The sequence below is a fragment of the Synechococcus sp. H70.2 genome (assembly GCF_047462275.1).
In the GTDB taxonomy this organism is placed as follows: domain Bacteria; phylum Cyanobacteriota; class Cyanobacteriia; order Thermostichales; family Thermostichaceae; genus Thermostichus.
Map to the genome: position 1 here is coordinate 1 of NZ_JANSIU010000007.1, position 20919 is coordinate 20919.

The 20919-nt window shown below is 59.8% G+C and carries 23 protein-coding genes; 11 read left to right on the forward strand and 12 right to left on the reverse strand.

Going from position 1 to position 20919, the window contains the following annotated elements:
- Window positions 1-17: 17 nt before the first annotated feature.
- Entirely contained in the window at window positions 18-332 is a 315-nt protein-coding gene (locus NW822_RS08095) for an AAA family ATPase (RefSeq protein WP_414404099.1), read from the reverse strand.
- Between the two features lie 132 nt (window positions 333-464).
- Between NW822_RS08095 and NW822_RS08100 the strand changes: the two genes are divergently transcribed.
- Together NW822_RS08100 and NW822_RS08105 are read left to right on the forward strand one after the other, a co-directional pair.
- Window positions 465-905, forward strand: a complete 441-nt coding sequence (locus tag NW822_RS08100) for an RrF2 family transcriptional regulator (RefSeq protein WP_414404181.1) — start codon at window positions 465-467, stop codon at window positions 903-905.
- 104 nt (window positions 906-1009) lie between these two features.
- Entirely contained in the window at window positions 1010-1924 is a 915-nt protein-coding gene (locus NW822_RS08105) for a S1 RNA-binding domain-containing protein (protein WP_414404100.1), read from the forward strand.
- Between the two features lie 65 nt (window positions 1925-1989).
- Here NW822_RS08105 and NW822_RS08110 read toward each other — a convergent pair whose 3' ends face one another.
- Window positions 1990-2637 carry an exopolysaccharide biosynthesis protein gene (locus NW822_RS08110; protein ID WP_414404101.1) on the reverse strand — a complete coding sequence of 216 codons (648 nt, stop codon included), beginning with the start codon at window positions 2635-2637 and terminating at the stop codon, window positions 1990-1992.
- Between the two features lie 111 nt (window positions 2638-2748).
- On the opposite strand from NW822_RS08110, the gene NW822_RS08115 reads away from it, so the two are divergent.
- The 4 genes from NW822_RS08115 to NW822_RS08130 all read left to right on the forward strand — a co-directional run bounded on the left by NW822_RS08115 (window position 2749) and on the right by NW822_RS08130 (window position 7007).
- Window positions 2749-3165: a hypothetical protein gene (locus tag NW822_RS08115; RefSeq protein ID WP_414404102.1), complete on the forward strand. Its 417-nt coding sequence runs from the start codon at window positions 2749-2751 to the stop codon at window positions 3163-3165.
- A gap of 520 nt (window positions 3166-3685) precedes the next feature.
- On the forward strand, window positions 3686-4111 hold the full coding sequence (locus tag NW822_RS08120) for a hypothetical protein (protein WP_414404103.1): 426 nt from the start codon (window positions 3686-3688) through the stop codon (window positions 4109-4111).
- A 289-nt stretch (window positions 4112-4400) separates the two neighbouring features.
- Window positions 4401-5990, forward strand: coding sequence for an ArnT family glycosyltransferase (locus NW822_RS08125; protein ID WP_414404104.1), 1590 nt, complete (start codon window positions 4401-4403; stop codon window positions 5988-5990).
- A gap of 120 nt (window positions 5991-6110) precedes the next feature.
- The gene (locus NW822_RS08130) at window positions 6111-7007 is read left to right on the forward strand and encodes a putative CRISPR-associated protein (protein WP_414404105.1); all 897 of its coding nucleotides are present in this window, start codon (window positions 6111-6113) and stop codon (window positions 7005-7007) included.
- Here the strand turns inward: NW822_RS08130 and NW822_RS08135 are convergent.
- The 4 genes from NW822_RS08135 to NW822_RS08150 all read right to left on the reverse strand — a co-directional run bounded on the left by NW822_RS08135 (window position 7004) and on the right by NW822_RS08150 (window position 10671).
- Window positions 7004-8473: a hypothetical protein gene (locus NW822_RS08135; RefSeq protein WP_414404106.1), complete on the reverse strand. Its 1470-nt coding sequence runs from the start codon at window positions 8471-8473 to the stop codon at window positions 7004-7006. The genes NW822_RS08130 and NW822_RS08135 overlap by 4 nt on opposite strands.
- 79 nt (window positions 8474-8552) lie before the next feature.
- Window positions 8553-9254, reverse strand: a complete 702-nt coding sequence (locus NW822_RS08140) for an alpha/beta hydrolase (protein ID WP_414404107.1) — start codon at window positions 9252-9254, stop codon at window positions 8553-8555.
- A gap of 35 nt (window positions 9255-9289) precedes the next feature.
- Complete coding sequence (hemF, locus tag NW822_RS08145) at window positions 9290-10303, reverse strand: oxygen-dependent coproporphyrinogen oxidase (RefSeq protein WP_414404108.1); 1014 nt, start codon at window positions 10301-10303, stop codon at window positions 9290-9292.
- Window positions 10304-10428: 125 nt separating this feature from the next.
- On the reverse strand, window positions 10429-10671 hold the full coding sequence (locus NW822_RS08150) for a Ycf34 family protein (RefSeq protein WP_414362132.1): 243 nt from the start codon (window positions 10669-10671) through the stop codon (window positions 10429-10431).
- Between the two features lie 220 nt (window positions 10672-10891).
- Here NW822_RS08150 and NW822_RS08155 point away from each other — a divergent pair, with 220 nt between their 5' ends.
- From NW822_RS08155 to NW822_RS08170, 4 genes are all read left to right on the forward strand, one after another.
- Window positions 10892-11185, forward strand: a complete 294-nt coding sequence (locus NW822_RS08155) for a hypothetical protein (RefSeq protein ID WP_414404109.1) — start codon at window positions 10892-10894, stop codon at window positions 11183-11185.
- A gap of 229 nt (window positions 11186-11414) precedes the next feature.
- Window positions 11415-11564 (forward strand): hypothetical protein, encoded by a 150-nt coding sequence (locus tag NW822_RS08160; RefSeq protein ID WP_414362136.1) that lies wholly within the window; start codon window positions 11415-11417, stop codon window positions 11562-11564.
- A 65-nt stretch (window positions 11565-11629) separates the two neighbouring features.
- Window positions 11630-12901, forward strand: coding sequence for an MDR family MFS transporter (locus NW822_RS08165; RefSeq protein WP_414404110.1), 1272 nt, complete (start codon window positions 11630-11632; stop codon window positions 12899-12901).
- A gap of 47 nt (window positions 12902-12948) precedes the next feature.
- Window positions 12949-14166 carry an NAD(P)/FAD-dependent oxidoreductase gene (locus NW822_RS08170; RefSeq protein ID WP_414362139.1) on the forward strand — a complete coding sequence of 406 codons (1218 nt, stop codon included), beginning with the start codon at window positions 12949-12951 and terminating at the stop codon, window positions 14164-14166.
- Here the strand turns inward: NW822_RS08170 and proC are convergent.
- From proC to speB, 4 genes are all read right to left on the reverse strand, one after another.
- Window positions 14152-14955: a pyrroline-5-carboxylate reductase gene (gene proC / locus NW822_RS08175; protein ID WP_414404111.1), complete on the reverse strand. Its 804-nt coding sequence runs from the start codon at window positions 14953-14955 to the stop codon at window positions 14152-14154. The two genes, NW822_RS08170 and proC, sit on opposite strands and share 15 nt — an antisense overlap.
- A gap of 5 nt (window positions 14956-14960) precedes the next feature.
- Window positions 14961-15539 (reverse strand): cell division protein SepF, encoded by a 579-nt coding sequence (locus NW822_RS08180; protein WP_414404112.1) that lies wholly within the window; start codon window positions 15537-15539, stop codon window positions 14961-14963.
- Between the two features lie 296 nt (window positions 15540-15835).
- Complete coding sequence (locus NW822_RS08185; protein ID WP_414362143.1) at window positions 15836-16558, reverse strand: YggS family pyridoxal phosphate-dependent enzyme; 723 nt, start codon at window positions 16556-16558, stop codon at window positions 15836-15838.
- Window positions 16559-16717: 159 nt separating this feature from the next.
- Window positions 16718-17719 carry an agmatinase gene (speB, locus tag NW822_RS08190; RefSeq protein WP_414362145.1) on the reverse strand — a complete coding sequence of 334 codons (1002 nt, stop codon included), beginning with the start codon at window positions 17717-17719 and terminating at the stop codon, window positions 16718-16720.
- 350 nt (window positions 17720-18069) lie between these two features.
- Here speB and NW822_RS08195 point away from each other — a divergent pair, with 350 nt between their 5' ends.
- Window positions 18070-18822, forward strand: a complete 753-nt coding sequence (locus NW822_RS08195; RefSeq protein ID WP_414404113.1) for a DUF561 domain-containing protein — start codon at window positions 18070-18072, stop codon at window positions 18820-18822.
- 85 nt (window positions 18823-18907) lie between these two features.
- On the opposite strand, the gene NW822_RS08200 is transcribed toward NW822_RS08195, so the two are convergent.
- Window positions 18908-19660: a GvpL/GvpF family gas vesicle protein gene (locus NW822_RS08200; protein ID WP_414404114.1), complete on the reverse strand. Its 753-nt coding sequence runs from the start codon at window positions 19658-19660 to the stop codon at window positions 18908-18910.
- On the reverse strand, window positions 19632-20759 hold the full coding sequence (locus NW822_RS08205) for a sugar phosphate nucleotidyltransferase (RefSeq protein ID WP_414362151.1): 1128 nt from the start codon (window positions 20757-20759) through the stop codon (window positions 19632-19634). The genes NW822_RS08200 and NW822_RS08205 overlap by 29 nt, the downstream gene beginning before the upstream one ends.
- Window positions 20760-20919: the final 160 nt, after the last annotated feature.

Genomic DNA, 20919 nt, shown 5'->3' on the forward strand with positions numbered 1-20919 from the left:
CGAAATTCAAACGCCCCTTATTCTTTGTTGAACAGGGAAAGGCCGAGAATGTCAGCCGGCAAGAGGTCGCTAGTAAATTGAATCCGCTGAAACTTGGCCCCCAAGCTACGGGCAATGGCCCGCGCCAATGTCGTCTTGCCCACCCCCGGCACATCCTCCAGCAGGACATGGCCTTCTGCCACCAGGGCCGTCACCACTGTCTGCACCACCTGGGACTTGCCCTGGAACACCGATTCGACATTGGCAATGAACTTGCCAATCTGCTGCTGCAAAGTTTGCCATCGCTCCGCCGGGATCCTCCCTCCCGCCGCCAGGGTACCCCCACCTGCCATAAACCCTCCTCCAAGGGGCCTATTCCACCATATAAGCCCGATCCTGCCCCCCGCCCAGAGCAGGATCCCACAAAACTCCGGCGGAAAACCGGAGTATCATAGACCTGATCCCTGCAGCTAAGGATGGGTATTTTGGAACTGTCCTGTAAAAGCGAGTACGCGCTCCTGGCGCTGTTGGAATTGGCCCAGCACTACCGCGATGGGCGGGTGTTGCAGATCAAGGAAATTGCAGCCCATCAGTCCATTCCCGACCGCTACTTGGAGCAATTGCTAGCCACCCTGCGCCGCCAGGGGCTGGTGCGCAGCCAGCGGGGGGCCAAAGGAGGGTACTTTCTAGCGCGGCCACCTTGGCAGATCTCCCTGTTGGACATCATTCAGGCCATTGAGGGAGAAGAGCTCACCCGTCCCCGCGACTGGCCTGGCGGCGATCTCACCCCCGAGCGTCAGGTGCTCCTGCAAGCTTGGCAAGAGGCCCAAGCAGCAGCAGTGGGCATTCTCCAAAAAACCACCCTGCAGGATCTTTGCGACCGGCAGGCCCAACGGCAACAGGCCAGGCTGATGTACTACATCTAAGCTACAGCCAGTAAAGGCCAACGCGGACAGGAAGGGCCGGGATTTTGACTCCATTTTGGGTTATTCTGGAGCGCGATGCTTCTCATTGAATCCCTACTCTGCCCATGACCTTGCGCTCCCCCCGCTCCCCGGCTGTCGAGACCTTTTCTGTAGAAGACTTTGCCCAGGCTCTAGCGGCACAAAGCCTTGACTTCCGACCGGGCCAGGTGGTGCGAGGTCGTATCTTCCAGTACCAGAGCGACGGCATTTGGGTGGATATTGGCGCCAAGTCGCCAGCCTTTTTGCCCCTCAAAGAAGCGGGGATCGGCTCGGAGGAAGACCTGAGCCAGCTGTTTCCCCTCAAAAGCGAGGCCGAGTTTCTTATCTTGAAAGAAGACGCCGCAGGGCAGATCCTCCTCTCGGCACGGCGGCTGCAGCTGAGGCGGCTTTGGGAGGACCTAGCGGAAAAGCAGGCTAGAGGCGAGGTGGTCACGGCGCCGGTGATCGGCATCAACAAAGGTGGGGTGGTGGTAGATGTGCAGGGCCTGCGCGGCTTTATCCCCCGCTCCCATCTTCTCCAACGCGGATCTCTGGAAGAGCTGGTGGGTCAATTGCTCACCGCCAGCTTGCTGGAAGTCAACCCTGCTGCCAAGAAGCTGGTGCTCTCCGAGCGAGTAGCGCGACAAGCAGAGAGCTTGGGGATCTACACCACTGGCCAGGTGGTGCGGGGCAAGGTCAGCGCCCTGAAGCCCTTTGGCGTTTTCGTGGAACTGGAGGAGGGGGGCAGCGGGCTGTTGCCCATCAAGCAGGTCAGCCAAAGCTTTGTTGCCTCTCTCTCCGACTTGTTTCAGCCAGGGCAGCCCATCAAAGCAGTAGTCATTGATGTGGATGAGGCCAAAGGGCGGATAGCGCTCTCCCTGCGGGTGCTGGAAAGATACCCTGGCGAGGCGTTGGAGCAACTGTCTACCCTTATCGAAGAGGCTGAAGAGCGGGCCCGCAAGCTGAAGGGAAGGATTACCCCCGATGGCAAGGTCATCTAGGCTTGCCAGGCAAGTTAGCTGGCCTCTCCGCCAAGCTGGGCCTCCTCCAGGGTGGGAGGGGCTGGCTATCTCCTTAACCAATCCAAAAGGGTTTTCCCCCCCAACCCCAGGCTGAGCAAAATGGAAGTGGTCAGTAGCCCTGCAGCGACGCAGAGCAGGGATCCCAGGCTGCAGAGGATCCCATCTTCTTCCAGGAGGCCGAAGGCGGTGACGAAGACCCCCATCGCAGGCAGGGTGTTGGTGCCGGGCAGGGGAATGATCATGGAAATGCCCATCAGGCCAATCCAGGTGCCTAGCCAGACCTGGCCGAGGCGACTGGTGCAGACTTGTTTCCAACGGGGGCGGGCCACTTGCTCAATGCGCTGCAACCATGGGATCCCAGCCTGCACCCACTTTTGCAATTGCTTCCGTTCAATGGAGGTCCGCAGCACCCACGGCGGCAGCCAGGGAGTGGCTCGCCCTGCCAGCATTTGGAGAGCTAGCAGCAGAATAACCGCGCCAAAGGGAGTGGAATAGCCAGGAGCCGGCAGAGGCAAAGCCGAGGGAAAGGACAGCACCGCCAAAAACAAGCCAAAGCTGCGCTCACCCGCCAGTTTTAGAATCTCTTCAATGCAGATGGCTGCTTCTAGGGATCCCTCTACTTGGAGCTCAGACTGCTCCGGGCTGTCGGCAAGGCCAGCCAAGCGGGCCAGCTCTTGGGATAAACGCGCCATAGGAGGCACAGAGTTGGGGTAGGAAAAGTTGACCAACGCCAGCCTACTGCAAATTCTGGGTTTGTTGGATATCTTGACTCTTGAGGAAGGGGGTGATTTGGGAGAGGGGAAATGAGCGGCCAGGCCCCTGGTAAGCGGTTGGAGAAGGCGGTGGGCAGCCGTGGCCTTGCCCAAGGACCAAAGCGTTTGCTAGCGCAGGGGATGGCTGGGCTGGTGCTGGGATCCCTACTGCTGGGGAGGAGTAGCCCAACCTTTGCTGAAGCCCAACTGGAAGTGGGCACCTCCGCTACCTTGCCTCCCCAGCCAGAGCCGACCTTACCTCCTCCGCCCCAGGGAGTTCGCCAAATCTCCGAGAAAACCGATCCGGAGGAAACTGCCGACATGCCTCTTTCCCTGCTGGCTGAACAGGTGCTAGAGGCAGTTTGCGAAGGGCAAATTGATGCCCGACGAGCCTTGACCCTCATGCCGGATCTGAGCAAGTCCCACATCCTCGCTGCCTGTCCAAAGCGGCTGTCCCCCAGAAGCTGAAAAGGGAAACCAAGCCAAGCCTAAACGGGAAAAGGGAGGGGAATTTTGCCCTGTCTAAGAGGTCATTTGCTCGCCGGATGCTGCCGAGCACTGGGAACAACTTACCCACAAACAGCGCCACTGCTTTGCGCCCCATAGCCCAGATTTCCCCTGCCGACGACCAGCCCGTTTTACAACTGGGCTAGCTAATTGGGGTGGAGAGCCAGCTACGCCTATTGCCCAGGCTAGCTAGCGTAAATTCTAGAGTGGCCCCCTTCCCTTCAAAAGTCCAAACCTTGCTTTCAAAGCGAGCAAAGCTCTGTGTTCTGGAAAACAGACAAGTGTCACACCAGCAAGCAATAATGAGGGCAAGCACAAGGAGTTCGACGGAGCCAAGTCTTATGAAGCCGGGTCCTATAAACTCCCAGCAAGCGCGTTCATTTATCGCCTAGAGTTCCGTTGTTTCTTATTATCTTCCACTTGCTATCGGCTTGCTCAGGGTACATTCGACTGCGAAGTAGTCTTCCAGCCACTGCTGCCTTTGCCAAAACAGATCAAGCTTTATTATGACGTAAGAGGAGCTAGAACCATAACTGAAACTCCAACAGATTCCGATGGATATGAGATGACTTATCACTACGTCACTCTCACAACTCCTCAAGTAGCAATAATAGCTTGGGAAGCTTACAGTGAGGCCGAGGCTCAGCAACTGGCAGAAAAGATTCAATCATTCCTGATGAGTGCAGAGAGTCAGATCTCGGTGGCCAGCGATAGTTTTGACTTAGGGGATTTGCTTGTTTCGATTACGTGTTCTCTTGTTATACTAGCAGTATTTACAGGGATAATAGTGGCTGGGCTAACGAGGCATCGACCGACCTTTGACCGCTTCCTAGACCAGATCCTGGAGGAATACCTCACTCCCTTTGGGATAAGGGGAGAGAAAACTTATTCCTTCAGAGATGTATAGCAGGTTGTGGTTAGGAAGTCAACAAGTTCCGAGGGCAGTATCTTTTTTTCAGTAGAGGTGGAGTTGCACTCGGGAGAGACTTTGTTGCGCCTGAGTTTTGGTTCTGATGGTAGTAAGGCAATGGTGGAAGCGGAACAATTGGGCCATCTTTTGGGGTGTCCGGTAAAGCTGCCGGAGGCAACGCCTTAGGCTCAACCTATCCTGATAGCTCCTTCCAGCCAACAAGGGAAGGCAAGGTTGGCCAAAGCTGAGACAATAACACCTGTCCACGCGCTCAAAGGGATCCCCTGTGCTGCCGCGGGCTGCTCTGTGGATTTTGGGGTTGGGCCTGCTTCTGCGCTGCTGGGTGGCTGCTCTGTTGCCGCCGGGCTTTGACGAAGCCTACTACTACCTCTACACTCGCCATCTGGACTGGAGCTATTTTGACCATCCACCGCTGGTGGCCTGGACCACAGGCCTGGGACCTCTTCTGACGGGGCAGGTGTCGGCTTTTTCAATTCGATTGGGATCCCTGCTGGTTTACAGCGGCTCTTCCCTATTGCTTTACCTCACAGCGGTACGGCTCTTTTCAGTGCAGGCAGGGCTGATCACTCTAGCAACCATCAGCATCGCGCCCATTTTCTGGATTGGGTTTGGGGTGCTGACCCTGCCGGATAGCCCGCTGATGCTTTTTACGGCAGCAACCCTGTGGGTGGCTGCCCAGGAGTTTTTTCCAGCTCCCTTGGCGGAGGGGAAATTGGGAGCCTATGGGGCAGCTCGCTACCGACCGGGGCCGCGGCTAGCCCTGATGGGGCTATTGGTGGGGCTGGCCTGCCTGGGCAAATACCACGGCCTGGCGGTGGGGTTTGGCCTGGTGCTCTTTTGTCTGCTCAGCTCAGCCCACCGCTGCGCCCTCCGGTCGGGATGGGCGCTCTTGGCAGTGCTGGGGTTCTTGGCGGCCTTCAGCCCGGTGCTGATCTGGAACGCCCAGCAGGATTGGGTCTCCTTTCGCTTCCAGGGGGGGCGAGCGGTGCCGGAGACTGGCTACCGCCTGCAGGATCTGGGGCTGACGGTGCTGGCGGAAATTTTTTATCTTTTCCCAACCTTGGGGATCCCTTTGCTGGGGCTGAGCTTGGCTGAGGGCGGGCGGGTGGGGTTGGCGCTTTTTCAGGGAAGACGCCTCACGGATCGAGAGCTGAAGCATCTTTTGATCTTGGCCTGTGGGCTGCCGCTGGTGCTGGCTTTTACCTTGATGGGGGGCTATCGGCCCATTTTGCCCACCTGGCCGATGCCGGGGTTCTGGGTGCTGAGCTTGCTTTTGGGATCCCGTTGGGAAAGGTGGCCAGAGGCAAGGCGGCTCTTGGCAGGAACGGCGGTGGCGGTGAGCCTGTTGGTGGGGGTGGGGCTGGCCCATGTGCGCTACGGGCTGCTGCAAGCGCCTGGCGGTCTGGGCCTGTGGCCGGTGGAACGGGATCCCTCGACTCAGTTGATTGACATCGAACAGTTGCGGCGGCCATTTCAGGCGGATCCCCGCTTGGCCCAGGCTCTGGCGGAGGCGGATTTCATTTTCACGAACGCTTACTTTTTGGGCGGCCAGATTGGCATGGCCTTGGCACCGCTGACGGAGAAGCCCATCACTTGCCTGGATGAGGATCTGCGCGGCTTTGCCTTTTGGTCACAACCTGAAGATTGGCTGGGGCAGGATGGCCTGCTGATTACCTCCAAACTGTTTCAGCCAAGAGCAGGGATCCCGGCCGCCTACGGCACCTACTTTGAACAAATTGAGCCAGTGGCAGAGATTCCCCTGCGGCGGGCGGGGGCAGTGGCCCAAACCTTTCAGGTGTACCTGGCTCGGCGGATGCGCCAACCCTATCCTCGTCCCTACTCCCGCCGGCGCTGAGGGCTACGGCTTTTTCTGCCCACTAACGCACCCCCCCAGGAACTGCCAAGGGCAGATGGGCCGAGCTTCTGGGCTTGGCTAGCCTAATAGTCTATTGCTTCAAAAGTTGGCGAGGAACTCATGCAGACCATCATCATGACGGTGGGCACCTCTCTGCTTACCAACCTAGACAAAGACCTGCAGCCGCAGCGCCCTTGGGTCGGCCAAAAAACCATCGGCGATCCAGAACGGGCCTTGGCCTGGATGAAAAAAACAGACTTGGAACTAATCAGCGCCGAAACCAACACCTACTACCGGCTGGATCCCACTCCGCAGGATGTCTTGATTTTGCTGTACTCCGAAACCCCTGAAGGACTGGAGTGTGCCCAGATTTTGCAGCTCTTTTTTGAAAAAGCGCTGGGCCAGCAGCAGGTTTCCCTGCTGCCCCTCCCCGGCATCAACTACGAGCTAGAGGGATCCTCGCTGGAGCGGATGGCCAAGCTGTTGCAACAGTTGGCCGAGAGCGCCAAGGGGATCGTCACCTTTGCCGCCACCGGGGGGTTTAAAGCCCAGGCCATGGTCATGGCCGTGGTGGGCAGCCAATTGGGGATCCCGGTTTGCTACATCCACGAGCAATACAAATCTTTGGTGTATTTGCCTTACTTACAGCCGCAAGTTCAGCCGCGGATCCCGCGGGCGAGCTTGCCGGATTCCGGCCGGGATCGCTCCCAGGTCATCCAATTGCGCAGCGACAGCAGCCATCACCGTCCTCGCAGTTGGGTCAAGGTGGAAAAACTCCTGCGCGACCTGCCCTGGGTAGATCTGGTTCGCTACGACCCAAGCGCCTACGCTGCCCCCAAAAACGGCGTCAAGGCCGCCAACCGCAAAACCGCAGACGGCCGCCACATTTTGTGGATCCATCTCCACGAAAGCCAGGACACCCACCTTGCCGTTAGGGTAGAGACCACCGGCTATACTCCCGAACACCTAGAGCAGGCCGCTGCCGAGCTGCGGGAGCGCCTCGGTCGCCTCCTCTAGCTTTTGCTCAACTGCTGGGCCACGAGTTGCACGATGGCCTGAGCCGCACCCGGCTTGCCCCCCAGACGCCGCAATTCCGCCTGCATCTGTTGACGCCGCTCGGGATCAGTCAACAGGGCCCGCATCTGTTCGGCTACCTGGGCCGGGCGCAAGTGTCCTCGCAGCTCCGGCACCACCTCACGTCCTGCCCAGAGGTTTGGCCAAGCCAGGTAACCCAGCCACCGCAGGGCAATTCTGTTGATAAGGCGGGCCAGCCAGGGGCCCAGACCGGGCAGGCGAGCCAACAGGCCAGGGATCCCACCCCAGGCACGCATCGCCTCCAGCTTGTTGGTGGGGATCGCCACCACCATTGGCACCCCCAAGTAAGCCAGCTCGGCAGTGTTGGCGCCGACTGTAGTTAGACACAGGTCGCAATTGGCCAGCACCGAATAGGCGGGGAAGCTGGTCCACAGGTGTACCGTGGTGCCAAAGGGGGTGACGAAGTGGGATCCCAGATTGGTTTGCTCCAGAGTGGCCGAGGTGCCGTAAATCACGGCCATATCGGGGTTGAGCTTGGGATGGGCATAGGCCGCCAGCGATTGTGGCGTCTGGCCGGGAGCCACTGGGATGACGAAGCGGACGTTGGGCAGCAACTGGCGCAACTCATCCGCCACCGCCAGCACCAGCGGCACCCCCAGGGAGAGCTTGGCCGGCTTGGAGCCGGGGAGCAGCCCCACCTGGTAGTGGGTGCGGTTGCTCTCGCTAAGACGTTGCCAGCCGCGCGGCAGCAAAGCTTCGTCGGCGGAGCAGTTCTCCACCTTTGCTGGCGCCGTTTGCTCCTCGAGGGGATCGGAGGAGAGGTGGCCCATTTGCGTCAGAGAGGAAAACCCGGACATGGCCTGAGGGGTAGAAGGCTGGGCGGGAAGGGATCGGCTGCTGAGCCAGCCGGCAAGGGGCACGCCCGGCAAGTAGACAGCACTGGCCACGCCATCGGCCATCAGATCCCCGACCACGTGCATTTTGGCAGCCCAGCAGTGGCCTAGGAGGCGTCCCCCGTCGTAGCGGCGTTTGATCTCCTCTGTGCGCACAGCAAAAGCGTCTACCCAGGGTTGCCAGCGGGGTCGCTGCTCCGCATACACCACCAGGCGGTAGCGCAGACGACGGGCAATCCAGACGGCAAAAAACTGATCCCCTCCTAGAAACAGCACCACCCCCCGCTTGGCCCAATCCCAGGCTTCTTCGGTCTGACCCGTGAGCAGAAAAGCCAGAAAAAAATCCGGATCCTGCACCCGATCGACCTGGATAAATTCCTCCGCTATCTTCATCTCTTGTCCAGAGGCATGCGGACAAGGAGAGAGCACCAGAGAAAGACGGGCCTGGGGCAGTTGCTGGCGCAATTCTAGGACGACTGGCCGCACCCAGGTAAGCAGCTCGCCGGGACCGTTGGAGAGGATGAGAATGTCGTAGAGAGGCTGGCCGCCGTTCACTGAGACGCTCAGGGGGCAAGAACTTTGCCGCTATTGTACAGTTTGCCTTTGGGCGCCAGGAGGCTAGCGGGATCTTGCCCTACTGCGAGGGAGCTTCGCCAGCCCTTTCCCTTGCCCAGGGTTTGTCCAACTGACTTTGCAACCACCCTTGGATATCCCGCAAACTTTCTGGGGAAACCTCGTGGCCCATTGCGTACTCGCGATAGGTCAAGCTTAGGGGCAAAGAGGTAAAGTAGTCGCGGATCTGGCGGCCAAAAGCCACCGGCAAGACGGCATCGGCGGTGCCGTGAACCACCAGGATACTGAGGTGCTGCAGCCGGGCGGGCTCTACCGCCTCAGCTAGGATCTCTGGCGAAAGGCGACCGCTAATTGCCACCACCCCGGCCAGCTTTTCAGGCTGGGTGAGAGCCAGATACAAGCTCATAATTGCCCCCTGGCTAAACCCCAGCAAGTACACCTGCGCCGGATCCAAACCCAGACTCGGGATCCCCTGATCCAGAAAGTGGCTTAAAAGCTCCCGGCTGCGGCGGGCTTGCTCCGGATCCCCCACCAGCCCTTCCGGCGTCCAGGCCATTTCAAACCAGGCAAAGCCGCCCGCCCCCCAGGGAAGCGGCGCCCTTAGGCTAATTACCGCTAGGCGGGGATCCAAGTAAGGGGCCAACTGGAGGAGATCCCCCTCGTGGCTGCCGATCCCGTGCAGCATCACCAGCACCGGCGCCTTTCCAGGCCCAGCTTGGCGGGGGGGTTGAAAGCGGTAGGCAAGGGGCAGAGAGGAAGACACTGCACTCCTCTGGAAGAGGGACGCCTATTGCGGGCCTAGACCCACTCCCGGGGCTGGCGCAGCACTTCGTAGAGCTTGGCTTCCCAGCTATTGGGCGGGGGCTCGTAGCCGTATTCCCAGCGCACCAACGGCGGCAACGACATTAGGATCGACTCGGTGCGGCCCTGGGTCTGCAGCCCAAAGAGCGTGCCCCGGTCGTAGACTAGGTTAAACTCCACATAGCGCCCGCGCCGGTAGAGCTGGAACTGTCGCTCCCGCTCCCCCCATTCCATCCCCTGCCGCCGCTCTACAATCGGCACATAGGCCGGCAAGAACGCCTCAGCACACCCTCGCACCAGCTCAAAAAGATGTTCCCAACTGCGGGATCCCACCCGCACCTGGAGTGGCGGCGGCTCAGAGGCAAGCTGTTCGGGATCCGCTTCTGCCTCCCCCTCAGGACGGTAGAGGAGCCCCGGCCGGTCGTCTTGATAATCAAAGAAAATGCCACCAACGCCGCGGGCTTCACCCCGATGGGGCAAGAAGAAGTAGCGGTCGCACCAGATCTTAAAAGCGGGGTAGTAGGCCGGATCCAGCCGGTCGCAGGCCGCCTTGATGGTGCGGTGAAAATGGGTTGCATCCTCCTCAAACAAGTAGTAGGGGGTGAGATCCATGCCGCCGCCAAACCACCACACCGGCCCCGCCTCGAAATAGCGGTAGTTGAGGTGAACTGTTGGCACATAAGGGTTGCGGGGGTGCAACACCATGGAAGTGCCGGTGGCGTAGAAGGAATGACCTGCTGTCTCTGGACGCTGCTTGAGGATCGAGGGGGGCAGCTGGGATCCGAACACCTCGGAAAAATTAACCCCTCCTTGCTCGAACACCCCTCCCTGCTGGATAACCCGCGAGCGACCGCCGCCACCGCCAGGACGCTCCCAACTGTCCTCGCGAAACTTGGCTTTGCCGTCCAGGGCCTCTAGTCGAGCACAGATCTCATCCTGGAGTTGTCGCATAAACTGGCTTACTCGTTGACGAGCATCCCGCGGCGGTGCTGTCGGGCTTGCGGTCAGCATCATCGTCTTCCCGTCTCTCGAAATGGACGAAACAACTCCCCCCCAAGGGCAGACCCTCGTCTCAAGCCTTGCAGGCGCGGAGAACTCTTCTCAGCGCTCTAGGCCATCTCTAGATTACTCTAGTTTTAAGTGGGAACGACCGCGTGGGGGCGGAGCCTTGCCCACTTGTTCCGCTCCTCGCGAAAACTCTGGCAGGCCACCACATCCCACTCCATCTCGGTGCCGCCGTTGCGGATGTTGACGTTGATCTGGGGTCCTTGCGGCTCAAAATCCGGCGTCAGGGTGAGGTGGGGCTGTTGGTGCTGCGCTTCCACGGCGTGATAGGTGGTGCAGCGATCTACATAGTAGCAGTGGATACAAATACACATCTGCTGCCTACCCGAAAGCGTTTGTGATCTCGACAATAGCATCCTGTCTGCGGAAAGACGGGGGATCCGGCCTGTTCAACCAAGTTCCTGAGACATTTCTTAGGAAAAAGAGGCATTTCCCCTTCTCTCGTCTAAAATCTCAGGATACTCATCCACCCATGAGGCTAAGGCTTGGTTTCTGGTCAGGATCAAGCCAAGCAGGCTATCCCGAGGAATTGCCATGAACACCCACACCCGCTACCGCTTTACCTGCACCCTCTCCTTTGGGGATATCTACGGCCAGATCATCGTTTGGCTAATCGTGGTCTTTGCCGGCCTGGGCGCTGCCCTCTCTTTGATGAACAGCCCCCTCTACGCCTTTCTCACCATCGCGCTGATCTTGGTCATCTCCCTGCCTTTTCTGCTCTTTGCCTTCGTGACGACGCTGCTCAACCACATCGAGTTTGTGGCTGTTCCACCGGAAGAAGAGGAAGAGCCCACTGCGGCAGCCAAGTCGCCGGTGGCCATCAGCTAGCAGCGGTCTAACCTGGCGGCCCCGGGGAGGAGCTGGGGGCGGGGACAGCAGCGCTTTCTCCTTAAGGGTTGTTTAAAGATTTGTCAAACTTTGTTATAGTTGGATCCAGCAGCCTCGCGGCCTGACCCCTTTGCCGTTGGCACTTCCTAGCTGAGGAAGGCGACAGGCGGTCTACGGCTAGCTCAAGAATGGCTGCAAGACCGTTGACGTGCAGGGGTAATGTGAGGTGATGGAAAATCACTCGATCCAGATCGACTACCGAGTGTACCGGTTGGCGCGGCTGTTGAGCGAATACCTCAATGTAGGGGAGTTAATTGCGGTTTCCGCCGGATCCCTGGAGGAGGAGCCGCTGGCTCCCGCCGAGTGCTCTGCCTGCTGAGCTGGATCTGGCGCCAACAAGCGGGATCCCGTAGGCTAGGTAACTTGTCTCCCGTTGTATCTCCTATGCGGATCCCTTCCTGGTGGCCACAGCTCAGCTTTCAGGTCTGGCTAATCTTCGTCGGTCGGTTGCTTTCCCAAACCGGAACCGGCTTTGCCCTCTTCTACGCCCCCCTCTTTTTCGTTGACCAGGTGGGGCTAAGGGCCACTCAAGTGGGGCTGGGGCTAGGCCTCATGGCTTTAAGTGGGGTGCTTGGCCGCATCCTTGGCGGCTCAATGGCTGACGGCGCTTGGGGCCGCCGCTCCACTTTGATCCTCTCGCTGGCCATTTCTGCTGCTGGCTCGTTTGGGTTTGCCCTCTCCCAAGGTTTCTACAGTTTTGCCCTAGCCAGTCTGGTAGCAGGGATGGGTCAAGGTTTGTACTGGCCACCAGTGGAGGCAATTGTAGCCGACCTAACCACGCGCGAGCAGCGCAACGAAGCCTATGCCCTCAACCGCCTGGGGGATAACTTGGGCCTCAGCCTCGGCGTGGCCATGGCCAGTGCCTTGGTAGCCCTAACGAAGAACTACCGCCTCTTGTTTGTGATCGACGGCCTCACCTACTTGATTTTTCTAGCCCTGCTCTGGTGTTGCGTTCAGGAAACTCGGGTCACTCAGTCGGCGGCAGAGCCCCTGTGGGCCGGCTGGAAAGCCGCCCTGAGGGATCGCTCCCTGGTGGTGTTTGCCCTGGCCAACCTTTTCTTCACCACCTACATTGCCCAGCTCAGCAGCAGCTTGCCCCTTTACTTGCGCAAGGGGGCTGGGATCCCTGAGGTACAGATTGGCCCGTTGTTTGCCCTGCACGGCGCCCTCATTGCCCTGCTGCAGCTGCCAGCAGCTCGTTGGCTCAATCGCTGGACGCGGGTCCGCGCCCTCCAGGGATCCGCTCTACTATGGGGGCTGGGTTTTGGGTTGGTTTGGCTTAGCAGCTTGGCAGCCCAGTGGGGAGCGATGCCAGCTAGGGGGATGGCGGCTTTGGCCTTGGCGGTGCTCTCGTTGGCCTTGGTGAGCTACAACCCCTCGGCGTCGGCGTTGGTGGCGGATCTGGCTCCAGCTCATCTGCGAGGGGTGTATTTGTCGGTCAACTCCCTCTGTTGGGCAGCCGGCTTTGCCCTTGGGCCACTAATCGGGGGGATGGCTCTGGATCTGCCGCCCCCCTGGGCAGGAGGGCTGTGGCTCCTCTGGGTGTCTACCGTCGGCCTGGTTTGGGGGATCCTCGGCCTCTTGGATGGCCTCCTACCCTGCAGGGTTAATGCAGCAACCGCCCCTCCCCCTGCCCAAGGCAGAGCCCTAGGGTAGGAGGCGGGATGGTTTGTTAAGCTGATGTTACCTTCAACCCTTGCAGCATGAGTCGTATTGGCATTCTTGGGGGTGGCTTTGGCGGGTTGTACACAGCCCTGGAGCTCATCCGCCGACCTTGGCCGGAGCCGCCGCAGATTACTCTGGTGGATCGGCAGGAGCGCTTTGTCTTTGCTCCGTTGCTCTACGAGCTGCTCACGGGCGAGCTGGAAGACTGGGAGGTAGCCCCCCGCTTTCAGGATCTGCTGCCGCCAGAGTCGGTGCAGTTTTGCCAGGGCTCTGTGCAGTCCATTGACCTGAAAGCCCGCCGCGTCCTGCTGAGAGAGGGGCAAAGCCTGGAGTACGACGCCTTGGTGCTGGCACTGGGAGGGGAGACCCCTCTAGAAGGCGTGCCGGGAGCAGCGGAGTTTGCCTTTCCCTTCCGCACCCTGGCCGACGCCCAACGGCTGCGGGCCCACCTGAAAACTCTAGAGGCGCGGGAGGCGGCTCAGCCGATAACTCTGGCCATTGTTGGGGCGGGAGCAAGCGGTGTGGAGCTAGCCTGCAAATTGGCAGACCGGCTGGGATCCCGAGGGCAGATCTGCCTTGTCGAGCTGGGATCCCAGATTTTGCCAGGGTTTACCCCCTCCACCCGGGAGGCAGCCCAGGCGGCGCTGGCTAGGCGGCAGGTGCGAGTGGAGCTGCAGACCAAGGTGCTTGGGATCGAGGCCGTGGAAGAAAACAGCGCCCCTCCCTTCCGCCTGCGGCTGCAGCGACGGGAAGCCCAAGAGATGGCCACCGCTCTCGTGGATGCGGTGCTGTGGACCGTCGGAACCCGACCGGCAGCAGTGATTGCCGACCTGGATCTGCCCAAAAGTGAGCGGGGGCGGTTGCAGGTTTTGCCCACCCTGCAAACTCCCACCTTTCCAGAAGTGTTTGCCCTGGGAGACGTAGCGGCGGTGGTGGATGCCGAAGGCCAGCCGGTGCCCGCCACCGCCCAAGCAGCTTTTCAACAGGCTGGCTATTGCGCTTGGAACCTGTGGGCCTTGCTCACCCAGGAGCGGCCCCTGCTGCCGTTCCGCTACTTCTCTCTGGGGGAAATGCTTAGCTTGGGGACGGATGCAGCGGTGCTTTCTGGTCTCGGCGGACTCACTCTAACCGGGCCCCTGGGCTACTTGGCGCGGCGAGCCGTCTACCTAGTGCGCCTACCTACCCTGGAGCACCAGCTCAAAGTGGGGTGGAACTGGATCACCCGCCCGCTCTGGCAGGCCCTAGGAGCCCTGTAGCTGGCGGGAGCGCTCGTAGGCTGCCCGCACTGCCCGCATCAAGGCCCCCCGCACTCCCCCCTCTTCCAGGGCCTGGAGCCCGGCGATGGTCGTTCCCCCCGGGCTGGTCACTTGATCCTTGAGGAGGGCGGGGTGGAGCTTCTCTTGCTGTAAAAGGGCAGCAGTGCCCACTAGGGTCTGCATGGCCAGTTGGGTGGCAAGGGGGCGCGGCAACCCCACCCCCACCCCCCCGTCAATTAACGCTTCCAGGATCACCGCTAAATACCCCGGCCCCGACCCCGAGAGAGCGGTCACCGCATCCATTTGGCTTTCGGCCACCGTCACCACCTCGCCCACGGCGCGAAACAGCTTCTCCACCTGCTCTACCTGGCCAGGCGTTACTCCTGGCCCGTAGCAAATAGCGGTGATCCCTGCTCCCACCAGCGCTGGCGTGTTGGGCATGGTGCGCACCACCCTCTGCTGGGGAAAAGCCTGCTGCAACTGCTGCAATGGGATCCCGGCCATAATAGAAACGACCAACTCTGTGGCCGCCGGCTGGCCTATCTCTGCCACCACCTGGGGGAAGACCTGAGGCTTGACGGCCAAAAATAAAATCTCAGACTCCCCCGCCTCAGAGGGATCTGCCAACAGCCGAATGCCCAGCTCCTGCTGTAGACTCTTGGCCCTGGCTGGGTCGGGCTCTCGCAACGCCAGCTGCTCTGGGGGATAAACTCCCGCTGCCACCCAACGCCGCAGCAGGGCGGATCCCATGGCTCCGCCCCCAATGACACATAATAGCGGTTGCTTCATGGTAACTAGTGCTGGCCTACCGCTTGCAGGTGTTCATAGCTGCTAGGCCAGAGGGGGGTGGGGTTTTGCAAAGGGCGCTGCAGCGGCTGCATAACTTGGCTACTAGGGGTAGAGATGGTTACCGTGCTGGGGGTGAATAAAAAAATATTCTCCCCAATCCGCTCCTGATGGCCGTCAATGGCATAGGTGCCGCCAGCAACAAAGTCCACAGAACGCTGGGCTTCGGCGGGATCCATCAGGCTTAGGTTCATGATTACCGTCTTGCGCTCACGCAGGTATTGGATAACCTGGGCCATCTCATCAAAGCTGCGTGGCTCCAGCACCACCACCTCGTTGGTAGGCTGGCTAATGCCAGGCAATCCAATGACGTTGCTTCCCATACCCCCTCCTGAGCGCTCCCGATGGGGCTGACTGCGCCGATGACCACGCGGCTCTTCCCGATGGAGAGGCCCTTCTCCAGCTTCTACTGAGCGCTGCCGCCGTCCCCGCAAGGAGGGCTCTGCTTCTTCCTCGCTAGGAGAAGAAGTAGCTCCTGGAGAACGGCGTCTTTCGTAGAGAAGTTGATAGTCGTCCTGCCCATCCATCTCAGATTCAGAGTACTCCTCCAGGTTATCCGCAGGATCATTTAAGCCTACAAAATCCCTTACCCTGCTCCAGATTCCACTGACATTCATCCCTTGCATCCTCACTACCTACCCTAAGTCTACGGAGAGCGCGGCACTTAAGCCTTAGAGCCTAAGCAGAGACCCAAGTTAAGAGGGCGTTGGCGCAGGAAGCTGCCAACCTGAGGGACTACCCCAAGCAACCCAGCTTTCTCCCTCCAAAGTGCCCTGTGGGGTTCACACAAATTTAATCACAACCCCAGGGCTTCACAATATATCTATCGCCGCTCAGCACCGGCAAACAAAGCGCGCCCCAGTCGAATGAAGTTAGAGCCTGCTGCCACTGCTAGCAGGTAGTCGTCGGACATACCCATTGAGAGAGTATGTAATTGCAGGCGCTCGTAGCCGCTTTGCCGAATGGACTCAGCCAGCTCAGCCAGCTTGCGAAACAGCTCCAAGGCAGCTTCTGCGCTAAGGCCCAGGGGTAGGATCGTCATCAGGCCCACAATTTCCACTTGCAGCAGTTGGTTGAGTTGAGGCAGGCTCTGGAGCAGGTCGGGGATAAGCCAGCCGAATTTGTTGGGATCAGGGGCTAATTTTACTTGCAGGCAGAGCTTGGGGGTAAGCTGAAGCTCCCCCGCTTTCTGGTCTATCAGCTTGGCCAGGCGCAGGCTATCGACGCTGTCAATCCAGGCAAATTGCTTGAGGGCCGGCTTTACTTTATTGGTCTGGAGGTGTCCAATCAGGTGCCAGACAATGTCGGTCAAGTCCTGCAGCTGCGCCTGTTTGCCGGCTGCCTCTTGCACTCGACTTTCGCCGAAGTGGCGGATGCCAGCTCGATAGGCGGCGCGGATGTGGTTGACGCTGTAGCCCTTGCTCACCGCCATGATCTCCACATGGCTGGGGATCTGGGCACGGATGGCCTGAATGCGGCGGTGGATAAGCTCTTCGTCAACAGGGGGCAGTGCCGGTTCAAGCACGCTGGAAGAAGGCAGAGCCATGGCTGGAGCCACCTAGGAAGCTAGCAGAAGATCTCGACCGAGAGGCCAGTCCTCATCTTGTCTAGGTCTAGACGCTTCTGGAGTGGAGGTCTAGAGCCTAGGGGCCAGGAGGCAGCCCTCCGGTAGCGGAAAGAGGGGTAACAGAGGCTCTTCTAGAGCTTAACCCAAGGCCGCAGCCAAGATTTGATAGGCCAGCTTGGCAACGGTAAAAGCGCTGCGGCGATCGGTTTCCTGCTCGCCGGTAACTGCCAGCTCCACCACATCGGCGCCAACAATCTGCCGCTGCTGCCCCAGAGCCCGGATGAGCTCCACTGTTTCCCACCAGCCCAGCCCCCCAGGCTCAGGGGTGCCCGTGGCCGGCACGACTGCGGGATCTAGGCCGTCCACATCCACCGTTAGGTACACTTGGGGGCCCAACGTGGCGATTACCTCGGGGATCCACTCCTGGGCTGGCCTGCCGTGCAGGCTGTGGGCAAAGAAGGTGTGCAGGCGGTGCTTGCGAATGGCCTGGCGGTCTTCGGCACAGAGGGAGCGGATCCCCACCTGGGTAAGGCGGCTGCCCACTTGCTCAACTACCCGCGCCATGGCCGAGGCGTGGGAGTAGCGGGATCCCTCATAGCTATCTCTGAGGTCACAGTGGGCATCAATCTGCAGCACGTGCAGCTCTGGGTAATGCACCAAGTGGGCGGCAATCAAGGGGCCAGTGATGGAGTGCTCGCCGCCAATAGAGAGCAAAAACCGTCCTGGCCTGACCCACTGGGCGGCGCAGCGCTGAATTTTGGCCATGGCCAGCTCGTGGCTGTCTAGCCCCTCGAACTCCACCGGCGGCGCCGTCCAGTAGCGGGAGATGGCTTCGCAGCAGTTGGGGCGGAGGGCCGGCTGGCAGTCCCTCACCTCGTCGTAGATCTCCACATAGGCCGAAGCCTCTAGCAGGGCTTGGGGGCCTTTGGCCGTACCTTTGCCGTAGGAGGTGGTAGCCTCGTAAGGGACGGGCAAGAGAATAGCCTGGGCCACCTCGGGATCCGACTCAGGCAGGCCCAAAAAAGGCAGGGGAGAGCGATACATAGCAAAAGAGCAGGCAGGGATCCCTATTGTAAAGGGTGTTGAAAGGGCGTACTCCAGGGCGGCGCGGAAAAGCCCGTAGGCAACTTTAGTTGCCAACCAACGCTGCAGCCTGCTAGATAATTATAGGTGCGGCTCGCAAGCCAGCTTCTTGGATGCCAACGAGCTGCCTAATTCTGGTGAAAAACCCGACGGGTGGCAAGCATCTGTGCGGGTCTTACGCGAGGGCTGCACCAAACGGCAAAGAGGTTCCAGCCTAATCTCCTTGGGGCTTTGCCTCAAGAAACTGTGGAGGGACAGCTTGACAATGTCTTTACGGGTCCGGTTGTGGACTGCGTAAGGATCCCCCCACCTTAGTCGGCTGGAGTACCAACGGTACTGCCTTAGCCAGGCCCCTTGACTTTCTCTTCCCCGTTCCGTCTTTTTGGACAAGCTGACCTGAGGCTCCTATGACCCCTGCTTCTCAAGCTGCTCTTTTTGACGCTCTTGCCCAGCGCCGTGCCCTCAAGATCATCAGCGGCCTACAAAACTTTGACCGCGAGTCCGTGCTGAAAATTACTCGTGCCGCCCAAGAGGGGGGGGCTACCTGGGTAGATATTGCTGCCAGTCCTGAGTTGGTGCAGGCGGTGCGGGCCCAAGTTGAGCTGCCCATCTGCGTGTCAGCAGTGAATCCGCAGCAATTGGCTGCTGCAGTGCAGGCAGGAGCTGACATGGCCGAAATCGGCAACTACGACAGCTTTTACCCTTCAGGCCGCGTCTTCTCTGCAGAAGAGGTTTTGGAGCTCACCCGTCAAACTCGCGCGCTCCTGCCCCGCACCCTTCTATCGGTTACTGTCCCCCACACGCTGCCCTTAGATCAGCAGGCGGAACTGGCGGAGAAACTGGAGGAGCTGGGGGCTGATTTCATCCAAACCGAGGGCAGCAGCAGTGCCGAACCGCGCCACGGCGGCTCGCTGGGCCTGATCGAGAAGGCTGCTCCCACGCTGGCTGCTGCTTACGAGATTAGCCGGGTGGTCTCGGTGCCGGTCATCTGCGCCTCCGGCCTCTCAACGGTAACGGTGCGCCTGGCCATTGCTGCCGGTGCCTCGGCGGTGGGGGTGGGCAAGGCCGTCAGTCGCCTCCAGGACGAGGTGGCCATGGTGGCCCAGGTGCGGGCCCTCCGAGAAGCCTTGGTCGGATTCCACCTACCTGCTCTGGTCTAACTGGCTTGCGGGCTAAGGTGGCAAGGGGCGCTAGGCGCCATTTCTCCAACGGGGAAGCCTACCCGCTAGGTAGTTAGCCAGGGGATCAAAGCTTCACAAAATTGTAGGGGGCCGTGAGGTTGTTGTAGCGAATGCGCAGGCGACCCTGAAAGGCGTGATCCAGCTCCTCCACTTTTTGGGCAAAGGCGGGCTCATCTTCCCAGTTGATGAGAAAGGCGCTGTTGTAGGCCATGTTCTTGGTCAGCAGCTCTCCTTCAACGCAGTCGCTAGCCAGGGGAGCAAGGGCAGCTGTAAAAGTCTGGGCAATGCGCCGGCGTCGCTGCTCCAAAAGTTGCTCCAAAGCCCGCCCAATTTCCACAACGGCCTCCAGTCCCAGCGGAGTGCCAGCCAGCTCATCACGGCGGGCTTTCAGGGCCGGGTTTTCTTCTAGCTCCAACTGCAGCTCCCGCTCGGGATCCCAGAAAACCTTCACCCCTACTTCCCGTTTGCCCTCCAGGCGCTGCAGCAGGACCAACAGATCGCTCAGGCGCGGTTTAACCAGATCCTGTTCTACCTGATCCCAACTACCCACCACCAGGCCAAACTGCAGCGGCAGCAGGGCGCGGTGACCTTCCTTGATAACGCTTTCCAAAACGGCCTCGTGGGCCAGCAAGTTGGCCCGGCTAGCCAGGTAGCGCTCCTGGCAGGCTTGGGAATAGAGGAAGGCTAGAGATCCCAGCACGTGAACCCGCACCGGCTGCTTGTCCAATCCCACCACCTTTAGGTGGCGCGGGCCGGGGGCAGCGACAATCCCGTAGAGGTAGAGGGCACTAGTAGGGTTGGGACTTACCGTTGGCATAGCTGCGGGCATCTCCAATGAGCCAGGTGAGGTTGGATTCTTCCGTGTCGATGGCCTTGCCATCCGAGGAAATGCAGTAGCGACCCATCACCATCTGGTGGCGCAACGTCACCCCTGCCGCAATCTGGGTGTAGTTGAAGATAAGGCTGCCCTCCAGCGTACACCCCTCGTTTAACACACAGCCGTAGCCAATGGCCGTGGGGCCGATGAGCTTCACCCCGTCTGCCAGGTAGGTACTGGCCCCGATGTATACCGGCGGCTCAATGTGGATGCGATCCCAGTTGGCGCGAATGTTGATCCCTGTCCAGACACCGGGCCGAATTTGGATCCCGGGTACCTTAACACCCTTGATCTCCCCGCGCAGCACCTTTTGCACAGCCAGCCAGTAATCGTGGGTACGGCCAATGTCCACCCACTGGAAGTCAGCTTTGATGCCGTAGAAGGGAGCGCCGACTTTTACCAAAGTAGGGAAGAGATCGCTGCCGATGTCGTAGGGGCGGCCGGGGGGAATATAGTCAAACACCTCTGGCTCAAAGACGTAGATGCCCGCGTTGATGGTGTTGCTAAGCGCCTCTTCCTGCCTTGGCTTTTCTTGGAAAGCAGTAACCCGACCTGTTTCATCAGTTACCACCACCCCATAGCTAGAGACCTGGCTGGGATCCACCTCCCGCAGCACTACTGTGGCCAGCGCCCCCTTAGACTTGTGGAAATTGACCACCTCGGTTAGGTTGAGGTCAACCAGAGCGTCGCCGCAGAGTACCACGAAGGTGCTATCGAAAAAGCCAGAGAAATCCTGGATCTTGCGCATACCGCCAGCAGATCCTAGAGGCTCGGCCACCGGCTGGCCGTTCTCAAAATGGCCCTCGAAGGAAAAGCCAATGTGTACTCCCCACTGCTGGCCATCGCGGAAGTAGTCCTCAATCTGGTGAGCAAGGTGGCTGGTGTTGATCATGATCTGGTCAAAGCCATGTTCCCGCAGCAGCTCCACCAAAAACTCCATAACAGGCTTGTGCAAAATGGGGATCATTGGCTTCGGCATCATGTAGGTGATGGGCCGTACCCGTGTCCCCTTGCCGGCCGCCAGGATCATGGCCTTCATGCCTTTGTCTCTCCTCTAGGCTTCTGTGTTTTTCACCCTACTAGGATTGACTTTACTAAATGAGGGGGAGACTAGCCCTTTAGCTCCTATTCTCACAAGGAGACGACGCTCCAGCTTAGACCTGCCCGGCAGCCCCACCGAAGCCGCCCAGATCCTCCCC

Excerpts from the sequence above, each read along its gene's own strand:
- NW822_RS08110 (WP_414404101.1), bottom strand. The coding sequence starts at position 2,637 with ATGGCGCGTTTATCCCAAGAGCTGGCCCGCTTGGCTGGCCTTGCCGAC.
- NW822_RS08130 (WP_414404105.1), top strand. The coding sequence starts at position 6,111 with ATGCAGACCATCATCATGACGGTGGGCACCTCTCTGCTTACCAACCTA.
- NW822_RS08185 (WP_414362143.1), bottom strand. The coding sequence starts at position 16,558 with ATGGCTCTGCCTTCTTCCAGCGTGCTTGAACCGGCACTGCCCCCTGTT.
- NW822_RS08165 (WP_414404110.1), top strand. The coding sequence starts at position 11,630 with ATGCGGATCCCTTCCTGGTGGCCACAGCTCAGCTTTCAGGTCTGGCTA.
- NW822_RS08150 (WP_414362132.1), bottom strand. The coding sequence starts at position 10,671 with ATGTGTATTTGTATCCACTGCTACTATGTAGATCGCTGCACCACCTAT.
- NW822_RS08155 (WP_414404109.1), top strand. The coding sequence starts at position 10,892 with ATGAACACCCACACCCGCTACCGCTTTACCTGCACCCTCTCCTTTGGG.
- NW822_RS08195 (WP_414404113.1), top strand. The coding sequence starts at position 18,070 with ATGACCCCTGCTTCTCAAGCTGCTCTTTTTGACGCTCTTGCCCAGCGC.
- proC (WP_414404111.1), bottom strand. The coding sequence starts at position 14,955 with ATGAAGCAACCGCTATTATGTGTCATTGGGGGCGGAGCCATGGGATCC.
- NW822_RS08205 (WP_414362151.1), bottom strand. The coding sequence starts at position 20,759 with ATGAAGGCCATGATCCTGGCGGCCGGCAAGGGGACACGGGTACGGCCC.
- NW822_RS08160 (WP_414362136.1), top strand. The coding sequence starts at position 11,415 with ATGGAAAATCACTCGATCCAGATCGACTACCGAGTGTACCGGTTGGCG.
- NW822_RS08115 (WP_414404102.1), top strand. The coding sequence starts at position 2,749 with ATGAGCGGCCAGGCCCCTGGTAAGCGGTTGGAGAAGGCGGTGGGCAGC.
- NW822_RS08095 (WP_414404099.1), bottom strand. The coding sequence starts at position 332 with ATGGCAGGTGGGGGTACCCTGGCGGCGGGAGGGAGGATCCCGGCGGAG.
- NW822_RS08180 (WP_414404112.1), bottom strand. The coding sequence starts at position 15,539 with ATGGATGGGCAGGACGACTATCAACTTCTCTACGAAAGACGCCGTTCT.
- NW822_RS08105 (WP_414404100.1), top strand. The coding sequence starts at position 1,010 with ATGACCTTGCGCTCCCCCCGCTCCCCGGCTGTCGAGACCTTTTCTGTA.
- NW822_RS08170 (WP_414362139.1), top strand. The coding sequence starts at position 12,949 with ATGAGTCGTATTGGCATTCTTGGGGGTGGCTTTGGCGGGTTGTACACA.
- NW822_RS08200 (WP_414404114.1), bottom strand. The coding sequence starts at position 19,660 with ATGCCAACGGTAAGTCCCAACCCTACTAGTGCCCTCTACCTCTACGGG.
- hemF (WP_414404108.1), bottom strand. The coding sequence starts at position 10,303 with ATGCTGACCGCAAGCCCGACAGCACCGCCGCGGGATGCTCGTCAACGA.